The organism is Pseudomonas koreensis (assembly GCF_036668835.1).
Taxonomy (GTDB): Bacteria; Pseudomonadota; Gammaproteobacteria; order Pseudomonadales; family Pseudomonadaceae; genus Aquipseudomonas; species Aquipseudomonas koreensis_I.
Map to the genome: position 1 here is coordinate 710,812 of NZ_JAZEVW010000003.1, position 16,666 is coordinate 727,477.

12 protein-coding genes are annotated in these 16,666 nt (G+C 60.5%); 7 read left to right on the forward strand and 5 right to left on the reverse strand.

What is annotated here, in order from left to right:
- Positions 1-14 precede the first annotated feature (14 nt).
- The 5 genes from V6F91_RS12460 to V6F91_RS12480 all read left to right on the forward strand — a co-directional run bounded on the left by V6F91_RS12460 (position 15) and on the right by V6F91_RS12480 (position 9,541).
- Positions 15-1,820, forward strand: a complete 1,806-nt coding sequence (locus tag V6F91_RS12460; RefSeq protein ID WP_332764761.1) for a phenylacyl-CoA dehydrogenase — start codon at positions 15-17, stop codon at positions 1,818-1,820.
- 271 nt (positions 1,821-2,091) lie between these two features.
- The gene (locus V6F91_RS12465) at positions 2,092-4,206 is read left to right on the forward strand and encodes a cytochrome-c peroxidase (protein WP_332764763.1); all 2,115 of its coding nucleotides are present in this window, start codon (positions 2,092-2,094) and stop codon (positions 4,204-4,206) included.
- A 198-nt stretch (positions 4,207-4,404) separates the two neighbouring features.
- Positions 4,405-5,694 carry a GGDEF domain-containing protein gene (locus V6F91_RS12470; protein WP_332764765.1) on the forward strand — a complete coding sequence of 430 codons (1,290 nt, stop codon included), beginning with the start codon at positions 4,405-4,407 and terminating at the stop codon, positions 5,692-5,694.
- Between the two features lie 90 nt (positions 5,695-5,784).
- The gene (locus V6F91_RS12475; protein ID WP_332764767.1) at positions 5,785-7,581 is read left to right on the forward strand and encodes an acyl-CoA dehydrogenase C-terminal domain-containing protein; all 1,797 of its coding nucleotides are present in this window, start codon (positions 5,785-5,787) and stop codon (positions 7,579-7,581) included.
- A 181-nt stretch (positions 7,582-7,762) separates the two neighbouring features.
- Positions 7,763-9,541, forward strand: a complete 1,779-nt coding sequence (locus V6F91_RS12480) for an acyl-CoA dehydrogenase C-terminal domain-containing protein (RefSeq protein WP_332764769.1) — start codon at positions 7,763-7,765, stop codon at positions 9,539-9,541.
- Between the two features lie 227 nt (positions 9,542-9,768).
- Here the strand turns inward: V6F91_RS12480 and V6F91_RS12485 are convergent, their stop codons facing one another.
- Positions 9,769-10,683 (reverse strand): LysR family transcriptional regulator, encoded by a 915-nt coding sequence (locus V6F91_RS12485; protein ID WP_332764770.1) that lies wholly within the window; start codon positions 10,681-10,683, stop codon positions 9,769-9,771.
- A 169-nt stretch (positions 10,684-10,852) separates the two neighbouring features.
- Here V6F91_RS12485 and V6F91_RS12490 point away from each other — a divergent pair, with 169 nt between their 5' ends.
- Positions 10,853-12,136 carry an aspartate aminotransferase family protein gene (locus V6F91_RS12490; RefSeq protein ID WP_332764772.1) on the forward strand — a complete coding sequence of 428 codons (1,284 nt, stop codon included), beginning with the start codon at positions 10,853-10,855 and terminating at the stop codon, positions 12,134-12,136.
- 193 nt (positions 12,137-12,329) lie between these two features.
- Positions 12,330-12,488 (forward strand): YqaE/Pmp3 family membrane protein, encoded by a 159-nt coding sequence (locus V6F91_RS12495; protein ID WP_003228885.1) that lies wholly within the window; start codon positions 12,330-12,332, stop codon positions 12,486-12,488.
- Between the two features lie 133 nt (positions 12,489-12,621).
- Here V6F91_RS12495 and V6F91_RS12500 read toward each other — a convergent pair whose 3' ends face one another.
- The 4 genes from V6F91_RS12500 to pqqC are packed head-to-tail and all read right to left on the reverse strand — an operon-like array spanning position 12,622 to position 16,555.
- On the reverse strand, positions 12,622-14,433 hold the full coding sequence (locus V6F91_RS12500) for a S9 family peptidase (RefSeq protein ID WP_332764774.1): 1,812 nt from the start codon (positions 14,431-14,433) through the stop codon (positions 12,622-12,624).
- Positions 14,399-15,559, reverse strand: a complete 1,161-nt coding sequence (pqqE, locus tag V6F91_RS12505) for a pyrroloquinoline quinone biosynthesis protein PqqE (protein WP_332764776.1) — start codon at positions 15,557-15,559, stop codon at positions 14,399-14,401. Before pqqE ends, V6F91_RS12500 begins: the two co-directional genes overlap by 35 nt.
- Positions 15,531-15,806, reverse strand: coding sequence for a pyrroloquinoline quinone biosynthesis peptide chaperone PqqD (gene pqqD / locus V6F91_RS12510; RefSeq protein WP_332764778.1), 276 nt, complete (start codon positions 15,804-15,806; stop codon positions 15,531-15,533). Before pqqD ends, pqqE begins: the two co-directional genes overlap by 29 nt.
- The gene (gene pqqC, locus V6F91_RS12515) at positions 15,803-16,555 is read right to left on the reverse strand and encodes a pyrroloquinoline-quinone synthase PqqC (RefSeq protein WP_090286883.1); all 753 of its coding nucleotides are present in this window, start codon (positions 16,553-16,555) and stop codon (positions 15,803-15,805) included. The genes pqqD and pqqC overlap by 4 nt, the downstream gene beginning before the upstream one ends.
- Positions 16,556-16,666: the final 111 nt, after the last annotated feature.

The following is a 16,666-nucleotide window of genomic DNA, read 5'->3' on the forward strand; positions in this document are numbered from 1 at the left end:
AGAGGTTTATCGCTATGCCTGACTACAAGGCCCCCTTGCGTGATATTCGCTTCGTTCGTGACGAACTGCTCGGCTACGAAGCGCACTATCAGAGCCTTCCGGCTTGCGCAGACGCAACTCCGGACATGGTTGACGCCATTCTCGAAGAAGGCGCCAAGTTTTGTGAGCAGGTACTGGCACCGCTGAACCGTGTGGGCGACCTGGAAGGCTGCACCTGGAGCGAGTCCGGCGTGAAAACCCCGACCGGCTTCAAAGAGGCTTACAAGCAATTCGTCGAAGGCGGCTGGCCGAGCCTGGCGCACGACGTGGCGCATGGCGGTCAGGGTCTGCCGGAGTCGCTGGGTCTGGCCGTGAGCGAAATGGTTGGCGAAGCCAACTGGTCGTGGGGCATGTACCCAGGTCTGTCGCACGGCGCGATGAACACCATCTCCGAGCACGGCACGCCTGAACAGCAGGACGCCTACCTGACCAAACTGGTCTCCGGCGAATGGACCGGCACCATGTGCCTGACCGAACCGCATTGCGGCACCGACCTGGGCATGCTGCGCACCAAGGCCGAACCTCAGGCCGATGGTTCCTACAAAGTCTCCGGCACCAAGATCTTCATCTCGGCCGGCGAACACGACATGGCCGACAACATCGTCCACATCGTACTGGCTCGCCTGCCGGACGCACCGGCTGGCACCAAAGGTATCTCGCTGTTCATCGTTCCCAAGTTCATGCCGAACGCTGATGGCACCGTCGGTGCACGCAACGCAGTCACCTGCGGTTCGCTGGAACACAAGATGGGCATCCACGGCAACGCCACCTGCGTGATGAACTTCGACGGCGCTACCGGTTACCTGATCGGCCCGGCGAACAAAGGCCTGAACTGCATGTTCACCTTTATGAACACCGCACGTCTGGGTACCGCGCTGCAAGGTCTGGCCCATGCCGAGATCGGTTTCCAGGGCGGCCTGAAATACGCTCGTGATCGCCTGCAAATGCGCTCGCTGACTGGCCCGAAAGCGCCGGACAAAGCTGCTGACCCGATCATCGTCCACCCGGACGTACGTCGCATGCTGCTGACCATGAAAGCCTTCGCCGAAGGCAACCGGGCAATGGTGTACTTCACCGCCAAACAGGTCGACATCGTCAAATACGGCGTCGACGAAGAAGAGAAGAAGAAAGCCGACGCACTGCTGGCGTTCATGACGCCGATTGCCAAAGCCTTCATGACCGAGGTTGGTTTCGAAGCCGCCAACCACGGCGTGCAAATCTATGGCGGCCACGGTTTTATCGCTGAGTGGGGCATGGAGCAGAACGTCCGCGACAGCCGCATTTCGATGCTGTACGAAGGCACCACCGGTATCCAGGCGCTCGACCTGCTCGGCCGTAAAGTGCTGATGACCCAAGGCGAAGCCCTAAAAGGCTTCACCAAGATCGTGCACAAGTTCTGCCAGAACAACGAAGGCAACGAAGCCGTCAAAGAATTCGTCGCACCGTTGGCGGCACTGAACAAGGAATGGGGCGAGCTGACCATGAAGGTCGGTATGGCCGCCATGAAAGATCGCGAAGAAGTCGGCGCGGCTTCCGTGGATTACCTGATGTACTCCGGTTATGCCTGCCTGGCGTACTTCTGGGCCGACATGGCACGCCTGGCTGCCGAGAAGCTGGCAGAAGGCACTGGCGACGCGGCGTTCTACACCGCCAAGCTGCAAACCGCGCGCTTCTACTTCCAGCGCATCCTGCCGCGTACCCGCACCCACGTGGCCACTATGCTGTCGGGCGCCAACAACCTGATGGACATGAAAGAAGAAGACTTCGCACTCGGCTACTAAGCCCAGGCAGGTCTGTTGAAAAGCCGCCGCTCCCTCGGGAGCGGCGGCTTTTTTTTGCGCCGGGTTTTGTCCCCCGATTCTGGGGCTCATTTCCCGGCGAAAACGTCGGCTGTACGCCGGCATCGCCCCGGTTTATTGATTCAAAATGTTTCTCAGCGATATGGCCAATTAATTGCACTGCGCCCAGTAACCGGCGCTCTCGAGAATCCTGTCCCGTTCACGACGCCTCTCGCCCGGCGAATACATAACAACTACAGTCAGGGTGAAGCACATGAACATCTGCCGACTTGTTCGTTTGACCGTCTGGTTACCGCTTTCGCTGTCCGCGCTTGCTGCAATGGCCGCCACGCCCGGCGAAGCAGATCCGCCCGTACCCGAACTGCCGAGCCTGCAATCTTTGCGCGGCATGGTTCCGCCCGATCCGTCGGGGACCGAAGGCGGGCGCAAGGTCGATCTGATGACCGACTATGTCCTCAACCGCTCGGCCGCGATCCTGCTTGGCAAGGCGCTGTTCTGGGACATGGAAGTCGGCAGCGACGGCGCCACGGCTTGTGCGTCCTGCCACTACCACGCCGGCGTCGATCACCGCATCACCAATCAGCTCAACCCCGGCCAGGCCCACACCAACGCCAACGTGGCCTCGATCTTCAACAAGCCGTTCGTGGCAGCGGACATTCCTGGCGACGTCGCGTCCTATGCGACGCTGTCCGGCGGCAAAGGCGGGCCGAACTACACGTTGAAGAAAACCGATTTCCCCACCCATGTGTTGAGCAATCCACTGGAGCGCAACTCGCCGATCATCTATTCGAGCGACGATGTGGTCGGCTCGCAAGGCGTGTTCGACGCCAACTTCGTCAAACCCAATCAGCCGCGGTTCGACAAATGCACTCAACAGCCCGATGGCATCTTTCAGGTCGGTGGCATCAATGTGCGGCGCAGCACCGGGCGTAATGCGCCGTCGGTGATCAACGCCGCGTTCAACGTGCGCAACTTCTGGGACGGTCGGGCCAACAACGTCTTCAACGGGTTTTCGCCGTTCGGCAATCGCGATCCTGATGCGGGCATTTACGTGACCAGCGAGCGCAGCACCGTCGCCAGCAAAGTCAGGCTGGCGCTCAATGACGCCTCGGCTGCGTCGCAAGCGGTAGGCCCGCCGGGCAGCGCCGTGGAAATGTCCTGCGGTGGACGCACCTTTGCTGACATCGGCCGGCGCATGCTCGACCAGTTGATGCTCAAGCAACAGCGCATCTCTTCCACCGATTCGGTGCTCGCCTCGGTGTCAGGCGCGCGGCGTCCGACCTATCGCGAACTGATCAAAAATGCCTTCCAGCCTCGGCTGTGGAACGCTACGCAGAACGTATTGGTCGGGGGCGCGCCGTATACCCAGATGGAAGCCAACTTCCCGCTATTCTTCGGCCTGGCGATTCAGATGTACGAAGCCACGCTGGTCTCGGATCAAGCGCCGCTCGACGCATATCTGCAAGGTGACGCCAGTGCCATGAACGGCCAGCAAGTGGAAGGCATGAAACTGTTTCTCGGCAAGGGCAAGTGCGTCAACTGCCACGGCGGGCCGGAACTGACCAACGCCGCCAGCCGTTTGCTGATGCACCCGCGCGAGCGTATCGAGCGCATGGTCATGGCAGACAACCTGACCACCCTGTACGACAACGGTTTCTACAATACCGGCGTGCGTCCGACTTCCGAAGACCTGGCGCTGGGCGGCACCGATGCCTGGGGCAATCCGTGGTCATTCAGCCGCCAGTACAACAAGCTGCTGCAGGGCGGCAGCATTCCCGACCCGCTGGATGTCGACGTCTGCACCTTCGAAGTCCCGCTCAGCGCCGCGATCCCCTGCGACGCCTCGCTCAAACCCAACGTCGGTTTCCGTGATTCGGTTGACGGCGCCTTCAAGACCCCAACCCTGCGCAACATTGCGCTGACCGGGCCGTACTTCCACAACGGCAGCCGTGCAACGCTCAAGCAGGTGATGGAGTTTTACAATCGCGGCGGCGACCGCCGTGGCGAGGATGCCAACAACACTAGCGGCTTCGAACACCCGGCGGTCAATCAGCACAACACTTCCAACCTCGACCCGGACATGACCAGCCTCAGCCTGACGCCCGACGAACTCGACGCGTTGGTGAAATTCATGGAAGTCGGTCTGACCGATCCGCGTGTGGCGTGGGAGCGGGCGCCGTTCGATCACCCATCGCTGGCCATCGCGCAGGGCGAGATCGGTGATGAAAATGCCGTGACCCAGCGTCCGGCCAGTCCGAAGATCACCACCCGGCAAGCGACGGATGCCTTGCTCTACCTCAAGCCTTACGGTGCCGAGGGGCGGGCGCCGGCGGAGGGGCCACTACTGCCGTTCAACAACGATCTCTAAGCGCAGTTGCAGACGCTGGCCATCATTGTTGATGGCCAGCGTCCCGTCAGTACTAAAAATCTCGCTGAATTGCTCAGATACTCAGGCCTGCTGCCGTTACAGAGGGTGCATGTGATCTGGATCACATTGTGAGTGCTTCACAGGTGCCATTGCAGGCACAATGCTATCTCTTTGCCATGACGGGTCGGAGCTTTACCCTTGCCGCGTTCTTCCGCTGTACGTTTCAGTCACTTCCTCCCCTCACTGCTATTGTTGCTGGCGGGGTTGGCGGCTGCGTACGTCAAAGACCTCAGTGTGTTCTTCACTTCCCTGTTCAATGTGCTACCGACCTTGGTGCTGCTGTTGGGCGGTGCGTATTGCGCGGTTTACCGACGTCAGCGTGAACTGTTTCTGATGCTCACGGTGTACATCGCCTACTTTCTGCTCGATACCCAGACTGATTATTACCGCGACAACGGCAAGGTCCGTGAAGACGCTGCGGTGGTGTTTCATTTGGTGTGTCTGCTTTTGCCGCTTTTGTTCGGCCTGTTTGCGGCGTGGCAGGAACGCACGCACCTGTTTCAGGACATGGTGGCGCGATTCGCCGTGCTGCTGGCCTTCGGCAGCGTGGCGCTGGGGCTCGAACAAAGTTACCCACAGGCGCTGTTGATGTGGCTGTCGGAAATCCGCTGGCCGGCGCTGCACGGCGCGTGGATGAGCCTGATCCAGTTGTCCTACCCGGTATTCATCTCGGCCTTCCTTTTGCTGGCGTGGCAATACTGGCGTAACCCCCGTCCTTTGCACGCGGCGCAACTGGTGGGCTTGCTCGGCGTGTTCTGGATGCTGCCGAAAACCTTCATCCTGCCGTTCACCCTGAACATCATGTGCAGTCAGGTAATGTTGATGATCGCCGCCGCCGTTGCGCATGAGGCTTATCAAATGGCTTTTCGCGATGAGCTCACCGGTCTGCCGGGCCGTCGTGCGCTCAACGAACGCATGCAGCGCCTGGGGCGCAATTATGTGTTGGCGATGAGCGACGTCGACCACTTCAAGAAATTCAACGACACCCACGGTCACGACGTCGGTGATCAGGTGTTGCGTCTGGTCGCCAGCAAACTGGCGAAAATCAGCGGTGGCGGTAGGGCGTATCGCTATGGCGGTGAGGAATTTGCCCTGGTGTTCGCAGGCAAGACTCTCGAGGAATGCATGCCGCATCTGGAGGTGATTCGCGAGTCGATTGCGTCCTACAGCATCCAGCTGCGCAACCAGGAAAACCGCCCGCAGGACGACCAGCAAGGTCGGCAGCGCCGCGCAGGTTCAGGAGCGTCCGCGGTGTCGGTCACGGTCAGTATCGGCGTCGCCGAGCGGCTCGAGCAGCGCACGCCGGAAGAAGTGCTCAAATCCGCCGACCAAGCGCTGTACAGCGCCAAGGGCGCCGGGCGTAACTGCGTAATGGCGTTCGGGCAGAACCGCCGTGGCGCGGTGCGCATGGACACCGCTGCGGGTTGAGTGATGACGACGCATTCAGCGCCTGCACGATGATTGTGGGGCGCGGTGGCCGGCAGTAGGTTGAATCGATCTGCTGACGGAGAAGCCACCATGCCTGAGTACAAAGCTCCCCTGCGCGACATGCGCTTTCTGATCGACCACGTCTTCGACTTTCACAGCAATTACGCTGCCCTCGGCGCCCATGACGCCAGCCCGGACATGATCAACGCGATCCTTGAGGAGGGCGCGAAATTCTGTGAGAACGTGCTCGCGCCGCTCAATCGCAGCGGTGACGAAGAAGGCTGCCATTTCGACAACGGTGTGGTGACAACGCCTGCAGGCTTCAAGCAAGCCTTCGCACAATACGTGGAGGGCGGCTGGCACGGTCTGGCCGCAGATCCGGCCTACGGCGGCCAGGGCCTGCCGAGTTCGCTGGGACTGGTGATCAGCGAGATGGTCGGCTCCAGCAACACATCCTGGGGCATGTACCCGGGCCTGACCCACGGCGCCATGTCGGCGATCCACGCCCACGGCAGCAGCGAACAGAAAAACACCTACCTGAGCAAACTCACCGCAGGGCAATGGACCGGCACCATGTGCCTGACCGAAGCGCATTGCGGCACCGATCTGGGCATCATCAAGACCCGCGCCGTGCCGCAGGCCGACGGTAGCTACGCGATCACCGGCAGCAAGATTTTCATCTCCGCCGGCGAGCACGACATGAGCGACAACATCATTCATCTGGTGCTGGCCAAACTGCCGGATGCGCCGGCCGGGACCAAGGGCATCTCGCTGTTTATCGTGCCCAAGTTCCTGCCTGATGCAGCAGGTGAAGCGGGCGAGCGCAACGGTGTTTCCTGCGGTTCGATCGAACACAAGATGGGCATCAAGGCCTCGGCCACCTGCGTGTTGAATTTCGACGGCGCCAAAGGCTATCTGATCGGCGAGGCGAACAAGGGCCTGAACTGCATGTTCACCATGATGAACCATGCACGCCTCGGCACCGGCATGCAGGGTTTGTGTCTGGGTGAGGCGAGCTTCCAGGGCGCGGTCAAGTACGCCAACGACCGCTTGCAGATGCGCTCGCTCACCGGTGCCAAAGCGCCGGACAAAGCCGCTGATCCGATCATCGTTCACCCGGACGTACGGCGCATGCTGCTGACCATGAAAGCCTTCAACGAAGGCAATCGAGCGCTGACTTACTTCACCGCACAGCTGCTTGATGCTGCGCATTTGAGCAGCGACGCCGAGGCTCGTCAGGACGCCGAAGACCTGTTGGCGTTCCTCACGCCAATCTGCAAGGCGTTCATGACCGACACCGGGCTGGAGGTGACCAACCACGGCATGCAGGTGTTTGGTGGCCATGGTTTCATTCGCGAATGGGGCATGGAGCAATTGGTGCGTGACTGCCGCATCGCCCCGATCTATGAAGGCACCAACGGCATTCAGGCGCTGGACCTGCTCGGGCGCAAGGTGCTCGGCAGCCAGGGCAAGTTGCTGCGCGGCTTTACCAAAATCGTCCACAAGTTTTGTGCCGCCAACGCCGAGCATGCGCAATTGGGCGCTTTCGTTGTGCAGCTCAACGAGCTGAATCAGCAGTGGGGCGATCTGACCGTGAAGGTCGGCATGGCCGCGATGAAGAATCCCGACGAAGTCGGCGCCGCGTCTGTCGATTACCTCATGTACAGCGGCTACATCATCCTCGGCTATCTGTGGTTGCGCATGGCCTTGGTGGCGCAGGCACAACTGGATGAGGGCACAGGCGAGGCGGATTTCCTGCGCGGCAAACTGGCGACAGCCGAGTTTTACTTCAAGCGCCTGTTGCCACGCACCGCGGCGCACCGTGCAGCAATCGAGGCGGGCAGCGATTGCCTGATGAAATTGCCGGCGGAGCTGTTTGCGCTTTAAGCCTTGACGGTAAAAAAGAGCCCGCTGATTGCGGGCTTCTTTATTAAGAATTATCGATGACTAAAAATAACAAATTAGTCATGGCCTGACCCTATGTGTCGCAAAAGTTGTTGAGGTACACTCGGCCTCACAGAAAAACATCATTCCACGAATCCCGATTCCAGATCCTGCGAGGTTTGCCATGGCCGACTACAAAGCGCCGCTGCGCGATATGCGCTTCGTCCTCAATGAAGTGTTCGAAGTCGCCAAACTCTGGGCCGAACTCCCGGCGTTGGCCGAGACCGTCGATGCCGAAACCGTTGAAGCGATTCTCGAAGAAGCCGGCAAGGTCACGAGCAAGAGCATCGCGCCGCTGAGCCGCGCCGCTGACGAAGAAGGCTGCCACTGGGCCGACGGTGCCGTGACCACGCCGGCCGGTTTCCCCGAGGCTTATCAGACCTATGCCGAAGGTGGTTGGGTCGGCGTCGGCGGTGATCCGGCCTACGGCGGCATGGGCATGCCCAAGGCCGTATCGGCTCAGGTCGAAGAAATGGTCAACTCCGCCAGCCTGGCGTTCGGTCTGTATCCGATGCTGACCGCCGGTGCTTGCCTGTCGATCAACGCCCACGCCAGCGAAGAGCTGAAAGCGGCGTACCTGCCGAACATGTACGCCGGGGTCTGGGCCGGTTCCATGTGCCTGACCGAGCCGCACGCCGGTACCGACCTGGGGATCATTCGCACCAAGGCCGAGCCACAGGCCGACGGTTCCTACAAGGTCAGCGGCACCAAGATCTTCATCACCGGCGGCGAACACGACCTCACTGAGAACATCATCCACCTGGTGCTGGCCAAACTGCCGGACGCCCCGGCGGGGCCGAAAGGCATTTCGCTGTTCCTCGTGCCAAAGTTCATGGTCAACGCCGACGGCAGCCTCGGTGCGCGCAACCCGGCCAACTGCGGTTCGATCGAACACAAGATGGGCATTCAGGCGTCGGCGACCTGCGTGATGAACTTCGACGAAGCCGTGGGTTATCTGGTCGGCGAGCCGAACAAAGGCCTGGCCGCAATGTTCACCATGATGAACTACGAGCGTCTGGGCGTCGGCATTCAGGGCCTGGCCACCGGCGAGCGTTCTTACCAGAACGCTGTTGAATATGCGCGTGATCGCCTGCAAAGCCGTTCGCCAACCGGCGCGCAGAACAAGGACAAGGTTGCTGACCCGATCATCGTCCACCCCGACGTGCGGCGCATGCTGCTGACCATGAAAGCCTCGAACGAAGGCGGCCGGGCGTTCTCCACGTATGTGGCGATGCAACTCGACACCGCCAAGTTCAGCGAAGACCCGGCGACGCGCAAACGTGCCGAAGATCTGGTCGCATTGCTGACACCGGTGGCCAAGGCCTTCCTCACCGATCTGGGCCTGGAAACCACCGTGCATGGCCAGCAGATTTTCGGCGGCCACGGCTACATCCGCGAATGGGGCCAAGAGCAGCTGGTGCGTGACGTGCGCATCACGCAGATCTACGAAGGCACCAACGGCATTCAGGCGCTGGACCTGGTCGGGCGCAAGATCGTCGGCAGCGGCGGTGCGTTCTATCAATTGTTCGCCGATGAGATCCGCCATTTCACTGCTACCGCGAGCGCCGATCTGAGCGAGTTCACCAAGCCGCTGAACGACGCAGTCGATACCCTGGACGAGCTGACTTCATGGTTGCTGGACCGAGCGAAAAATAATCCGAACGAAATCGGCGCGGCCTCTGTCGAATATTTGCAAGCATTCGGCTACACGGCGTACGCCTACATGTGGGCACTGATGGCCAAGGCCGCACTGGGCAAAGAAGCGCAGGACGATTTTTATGCGAGCAAGCTGGGTACCGCACGCTTCTATTTCGCCCGTTTGCTGCCGCGTATCCACTCGTTGAGCGCCTCAGTGAAAGCCGGCAGCGAGTCGTTGTTCCTGCTGGATGCCGCACAATTCTGATGCGATAGCGTCATGTAAGCATTCGCTTACATGACGTGCTGCTGTTCTCCCATAGTCGCCAATTGGATCCACGGCTAATCTACATTTCATGGACGTCGCGCAGGAAGCGCAAAGCAACAACACGGACACGTAGGATTCTGCCAGGGTGGCGGAGTGAAATGGATGTCAGGGAAACAGTCTGCAAAGCCCCGCTTCGGCGGGGTTTTCTTTTGCCTGAAGAAAAGTTTTCAGGCCAGCGGATCCAGCGCCGGTTTCACTTCGCGTTCCAGTACTTCCTCGAGCAAACCGCGCAGCAGCGCGAGTGACGCCTGCTGGCGTTGCACATCGCGACACACCAGGCCGACCTTCAGTGGTACTCGCGGTTCGCTCAGCGGTTTCCACAGCAGATCCTCATCCTCGTACTGCCGCTGTGATTGCCCCGGCAGCACTGTCGCCAGTCGGGTATGCGGCAGGCTGTCGAGAATCCCCACCATATTGTTCAATTCGGCCTGTACCTGCGGGCGCCGACCGAGGCTGGCCAGTTGCGCCTGCCAGATCTGGCGGATCTGAAATTCCTCACCCAGCAGCAACATCGGCAGCCCGGCAGCCTGGCGCATCGAGACTTTCTTGAATTCGCGCAACGGATGGTCTGCCGGAATCACCAGGGTCAGTTCATCTTCGTAAAGCATCACGCCGTGCAGACCCGGTTGGCGCGGGGGCAGATAGCTGATGCCAATGTCCAGCGAACCATTGAGCAAACGCCGTTCGATTTCCAGTCCCGTCAGCTCGTAGATCTGCACCACCAGATGCGGTTGCGCCTTGCGTACCCGCTCAAGCATTTGCGGTACCAAGCTGGTGTGCACCGTTTGCAGCACGCCGATCGCCAGCGTGCGCAAAGCCTGACCCTTGAAGTTGCCGAGCGCCTCGCGCGCCCGTTGCAAACCGTCGAGCAGCTGCAAGGCGTGGTTGTACAAGGTGTGGGCGGCAAGCGTCGGCAGCAGGCGCTTGCTGCTGCGCTCGAACAGGGTCACGTCGAGGTTTTGTTCAAGCTGGCGGATCTGTTGCGACAGCGCCGGTTGTGAGATCGACAGCCGCTCGGCGGCGCGACCGACATGACCTTCTTCGTACACCGCGACGAAATAACGCAGTTGTTTGAAATCCATAAGTAATGCTTATCGAAATGGCTGATAAATCGAAATGGCCCGAAGCCTCCGGTGAGCCTAGTCTAACCGCATCCACAGGGCTTGCAGGGTCAGAAAGCGCGATGATCAGCGTTCGCTTCGACAGGGTTTGCATAGGCAGTTCAAAACATCTCGAGCGAGGTGTTTTTCGATGAATATGTTCAATCTTCGGCGCCAGGCGCCGGATCTCGATGACCTTGTTATGGACAACTGCGCAACCGAGGCTGACGGTGCCCTCGGCGCCGAGCGTCTGATGCCCAGCATCCAGCGTCCACAGCAAGTGTTCGTGCGCGGGCAGGGTTCCTGGTTGTGGGACAGCCATGATCGTGCCTACCTCGATTTTTCTCAGGCCGGCGGGGCCAACAGTCTCGGGCACAGTCCGTCGGCGCTGGTCAAAGCCATCGCCAACCAGGCGCAGGCGCTGATCAACCCCGGTTTCAATCTGCACAATCGCGGCATGCTCAGCCTCGCCGAGCGTCTGTGTGCCAGCACCGGCAGCGATCAGGCCTATCTGCTCAACAGCGGCAGCGAAGCCTGTGAAGCGGCGATCAAACTGGCGCGCAAGTGGGGCCAACTGCATCGTGGCGGTGCTTCGCGAATCATTGTTGCCAAGCAGGGCTGTCATGGCCGGAGTCTGGCGACGATCTCCGCCTCGGACAGTTGCAATCTGGCGAACCGTTTTGCGCCATTGCTGCCGGGTTTCGATCAGGTACCGTTCAACGACTTGCCGGCGCTGCACGCGGCGATCGATGCGCAGACCGTGGCGATCATGCTTGAACCGATCCAGAGCGATGCCGGAGTGATTCCGGCCACCGAGCATTACCTCAAAGGTGTCGAACGGCTGTGCCGTGACTTGGGCATTCTGCTGATTCTTGACGAAGTGCAAACCGGCATCGGCCGCTGCGGTAGTTTGCTCGCGGAACAGTCCTACGGCGTGCGCGCCGATATCGTCGTGCTCGGCAAAGGCCTCGGCGGTGGTGTGCCTTTGGCGGCATTACTGGCCCGGGGCAAGGCCTGTTGTTTTGACGCCGGTGAGTTGGGCGGTACCCATCACGGCAACGCCTTGATGACGGCGGCGGGCCTGGTCGTACTCGACAGTGTTCAGGACCGCAGCTTTCTCGCGCAGGTCAAACAGAACGGCCAGCATCTGCGCGAAGGCCTGGCGCGATTGGCACACCGCTACGAGCACGGTGACCTGCGCGGCCAAGGCTTGTTCTACGGACTGACCCTGTCAGACGATTGCGCCAACGCTGTAGTCCACGCGGCCCTACGCGAAGGCCTGCTCCTCAACGCCCCGCAGTCCAACTGCCTGCGCTTCACCCCGGCCCTCACCGTAAGCAAAACCAACATCGACGAAATGCTCCTGCGCCTGGGCCGCGCGTTCTCGCGAGTGCGCACGGCACAGCTGCAATGCCGCAAAGGGATTGCCGTTTGAGCTGACATTCCTACCCGATTCCCAGAACCGTCTCGCGGTATAACGCACGCCCCACGCCTGATTGCTTTTGGCGTGGGGTGTTTTTTTGAGGAGGGTGGCGATGAAATGACAGAAGCACTGAACCCTGACGAACGGCGCAGGTCGATTAGCTTGTATGGCTCAAGTGAGCCAACCCCCATTCAGGAGCTGCCCCATGGACTTTATTCGCATCATCATCGCTATTCTGTTGCCGCCACTGGGTGTGTTTCTGCAGGTCGGGTTTGGCGGGGCGTTCTGGTTGAACATTCTGCTGACGCTGTGCGGGTACATTCCGGGGATCGTGCATGCGGTGTATATCATCGCCAAGCGCTGAGGACTGCGGCGCCAGATAGATCGCCTTCGCGAGCAAGCTCGCTCCCACATTTGATCGTGTTATCAATACAAAACCCTGTGGGAGCGAGCTTGCTCGCGAATGGGGCTACTCGGTTTTGAACGGGGCGCGGTGATCAGTTCGCCAATCCCATCACCCGCCGATAAAACTGCCACTCCTGTTCCAGCGCATGCGCCTGATTGGCGGCGCGGCGGAAGCCGTGACGTTCATCGCAATAGTAATGGGCTTCGACCGGGATGCCGTTACGTTCAAGTGCGGCGACCATGTCGCGGGTTTGCTGCGGCACGACCACCGCATCCAGTTCACCCTGAAAGAAAATCACCGGCACGCTGATATGGTCTGCGTGCAGCAAGGGCGTGCGTGCGGCGTAGCGTTCGGCGTCCCGCTCGGGATCGCCGATCAGCCAGTCCAGATAGTCGCCTTCGAACTTGTGCGTTGCCCGGCCCAATGCAACAGGGTCGCTGACCCCGTACAAACTCGCGCCTGCGCGGAAGACTTGCATGAACGCCAACGCGCACAACGTGGTGTAGCCGCCGGCGCTGCCGCCCCGAATGAACGCGCGCTGCCCGTCGATCAAGCCTTGGTCGGCGAGATACGCGACGACGTTGCACGCATCCTCGACATCCACTTCACCCCAGCGCCAATGCAAAGCCTGGCGGTATTGCCGGCCGTAACCGCTGCTGCCGCGATAGTTGAGATCGGCGACGGCAAAGCCGCGCTGGGTCCAGTATTGAATGCGTGGGTCGAGCATCGGGTAGCAGGCTGATGTCGGGCCGCCGTGGATAAACACCACCAATGGAGGTGTCTTCTCGGCGCCCATGGCCGGGTAAAAGAAGCCATGCGTTTCACCCGAACCGCTTGGATAGCGCAGGGTTTGCGGACGGCTGATGCGTTCGGCGGGCAACGGCGCTGCGCCGCCGGCGAGCACGGCGAGTTGGTGCGTCGTTCGATCAATGGAAATGATCGCCGAGGGGCTGATCGGCGAGGCAGCAATGCAGTAAATGTGTTGCTGATCTGCGGCCAGATGACGGAAGCGGCTGTAGTCGCCGGTGAAATCCTTGTCGCCTAAGGTCAGACGACCAAACCCGCTTTCGCTCCAACTGGCTAAAAAGTCGTCGCCTAGCGGCAGCCAGGTGCAGCCACCCAGTTGCCACGGTGCCGGTGCATGATCAGCGGGAGCTGCGGTCAATGGTTTCAAGCCGTTGGAAGTTTCCATCCACGGTTGCCAAAACCCGCCGCGGTCTGTCAGGCAATACAAGCGACCTTCGGCATCGAAGCGCGGTTGTTGAATCGACTCTTCAATGTCATCGCCAGCCACGCAGCGCGGCGAGGCGAATCCGCCATCGGGCAAATGCTGGGCGGTCATCAACCGAGTCGACGTCCACGGCTGATGCGGCCGGCTCCACTCGATCCACGCCAGGCGCTTGCCGTCCGGGCTCAAGAGGGGCGATGCATAAAAATCTGCGCCCTCAGCCAATACGTGCCGAGCGCCGTCAGTCAGATCAATCGCCACCAATCGATGTTGATCGCGCTGCTCCTCAACCGCCAGGATCTGGCCGAACGCATACTGCAAATCACCAAAGCGGCAATCGCCGGAGGTCAGTGATTCAGGCGCACCATTCAAGGTTTGTCGATACAACTGCTGATCCGCCTCGTTGACGAATACCACCCCGTCAGGCGTCAGACAAAACGCACCACCACCATATTCGTACACGCGGCTGCGCACGCTGAAGCCATCCGGCGTCAGACATTGCGCCACGCCATCGCGCCAGTGCCAGATTCGGCACGCGGCATCCTGCGGGCGATATTCATTCCAGAACAGGCCGTTGGTGCCGAGCTGCAACTCGGCAAAATCCACGCCGGCGGCGACGGCTTGCGCGGCGCTGAAGGGCTCAGCCCTTGGCGATGAGGCGTGAGTTTCGTTCATTGCGAAAGGCCAGTTGTTCGATGGTCTGCGTGGCGCTCTCGGCTTCTTCGCGAGCCTTGAGGATTACGCCGTGATGGTCGGACTTGCTGCACACCGGGTCGGCATTACTCGCATCGCCGGTGAGCATGAACGCCTGGCAGCGGCAGCCACCAAAGTCCTTTTCCTTCTCGTCGCACGAGCGGCACGGCTCGGGCATCCAGTCGTAACCGCGGAAGCGGTTGAAGCCGAACGAGTCGTACCAGATGTGCTGCATGCTGTGATCGCGCACATTGGGGAATTGCACCGGCAACTGACGCGCGCCGTGGCAGGGCAGGGCGGTGCCGTCCGGTGTCACCGTCAAAAAGATACTGCCCCAGCCGTTCATGCAGGCTTTCGGGCGCTCTTCGTAGTAATCCGGGGTGACGAAAATCAGCTTGCACGGGTGCCCTTCGGCTTCCAGTTTTGCCCGGTATTCGTTGGTGATGCGCTCGGCGCGCACCAGTTGCTCTTGGGTCGGCAGCAGGCCGACACGATTGAGGTGCGCCCAGCCATAAAACTGGCAGGTCGCGAGCTCGACGAAGTCGGCTTCCAGCGCAATGCACAGCTCAATGATGCGGTCGATCTTGTCGATGTTGTGCCGGTGAGTGACGAAGTTCAGCACCATCGGGTAACCATGGGCCTTCACCGCGCGGGCCATTTCCAGCTTTTGCGCGAAGGCTTTTTTCGAGCCGGCGAGCAGGTTGTTCACTTGCTCGTCGCTGGCCTGGAAACTGATCTGGATGTGATCGAGCCCGGCCTTTTTGAAATCGCTGATCTTCTGCTCAGTCAGGCCGATGCCGGAGGTGATCAGGTTGGTGTAGAAACCCAGCTGCCGTGCTTCGTGAATCAGCTCGGCCAGATCCTGACGCACCAGCGGTTCACCACCGGAAAAGCCCAGTTGCGCCGCGCCCATCTCCCGCGCTTCGCGAAAGACCTTGATCCACTGTTCGGTCGTCAGCTCTTTGCCCTGCTCGGCGAAATCCAGCGGATTGGAGCAGTACGGGCATTGCAGCGGGCAGCGGTATGTCAGCTCGGCGAGCAGCCACAGCGGCAGGCCGACTTCAGGTTTGGCCGGCAGATCAGCCAAGAATGAGCCAGTGTTGCTCACGGGCAACCTCCATGAATTGCTCGACGTCGTCACCGAGTTCCGGCACGCCGGGGAACTGCTCGTCGAGTTTGGCGATGATTGCTGCGACATCGCGTTCGCCATCAATCAAACCGCCGATCAGGGCGGCCGTTTCGTTGAGCTTGATCATGCCTTCCGGGTAAAGCAACACATGGCCTTTTTGTGCCGGTTCGTACTGGAAACGGTAGCCGGGACGCCAGCTCGGGACTTTACTGCGGTCGAAACTCATAAGCTGATTCCTTTATGCCAGACCCGTTGATCAGTGACGCTGTGATACGGCGGACGGTTCAGTTCATAGGCCATGCTCATGGCATCGAGCATGCTCCAAAGAATGTCCAGTTTGAACTGGAGAATTTCCAGCATGCGCTCCTGGCCTTCACGGGTCTTGTAGTGTTCGAGTGTGATCGCCAGACCATGTTCGACATCCCGCCGCGCCTGACCGAGGCGGGTGCGAAAGTATTCGTAACCGGCCGGGTCGATCCACGGGTAATGTTGCGGCCAGCTGTCGAGACGCGACTGGTGGATCTGCGGCGCGAAAAGTTCGGTCAGCGAACTACTGGCGGCTTCCTGCCAACTGGCGCGGCGGGCGAAATTGACGTACGCATCGACGGCGAAGCGCACGCCGGGCAGCACTAATTCCTGCGAGCGCAATTGATCCGGGTCGAGGCCGACCGCCTGACCGAGACGCAGCCAGGCTTCGATGCCGCCGTCTTCACCGGGAGCACCGTCGTGGTCGAGCAGGCGCTGAATCCACTCACGGCGAATTTCCCGATCCGGGCAATTGGCGAGGATCGCCGCGTCCTTCAAGGGGATGTTCACCTGATAGTAGAAGCGGTTGGCGACCCAGCCCTGAATCTGCTCGCGTGTGGCGCGGCCTTCGTACATCGCCACATGGTAGGGGTGGTAGATATGGTAATAGGCGCCTTTGGCACGCAGGGCCGCTTCGAATTCGGCGGGAGACAGCGGGGTGTCGGTCATTGCGGTTCTCCGGAAACAACCCTGGAAATCTTTGGTGTCTGTTCGGACGCCTTCGCGAGCAAGCTCGCTCCCACAGGATTTGTGTACGCCACAGATCCAGTGTGGGAGCGA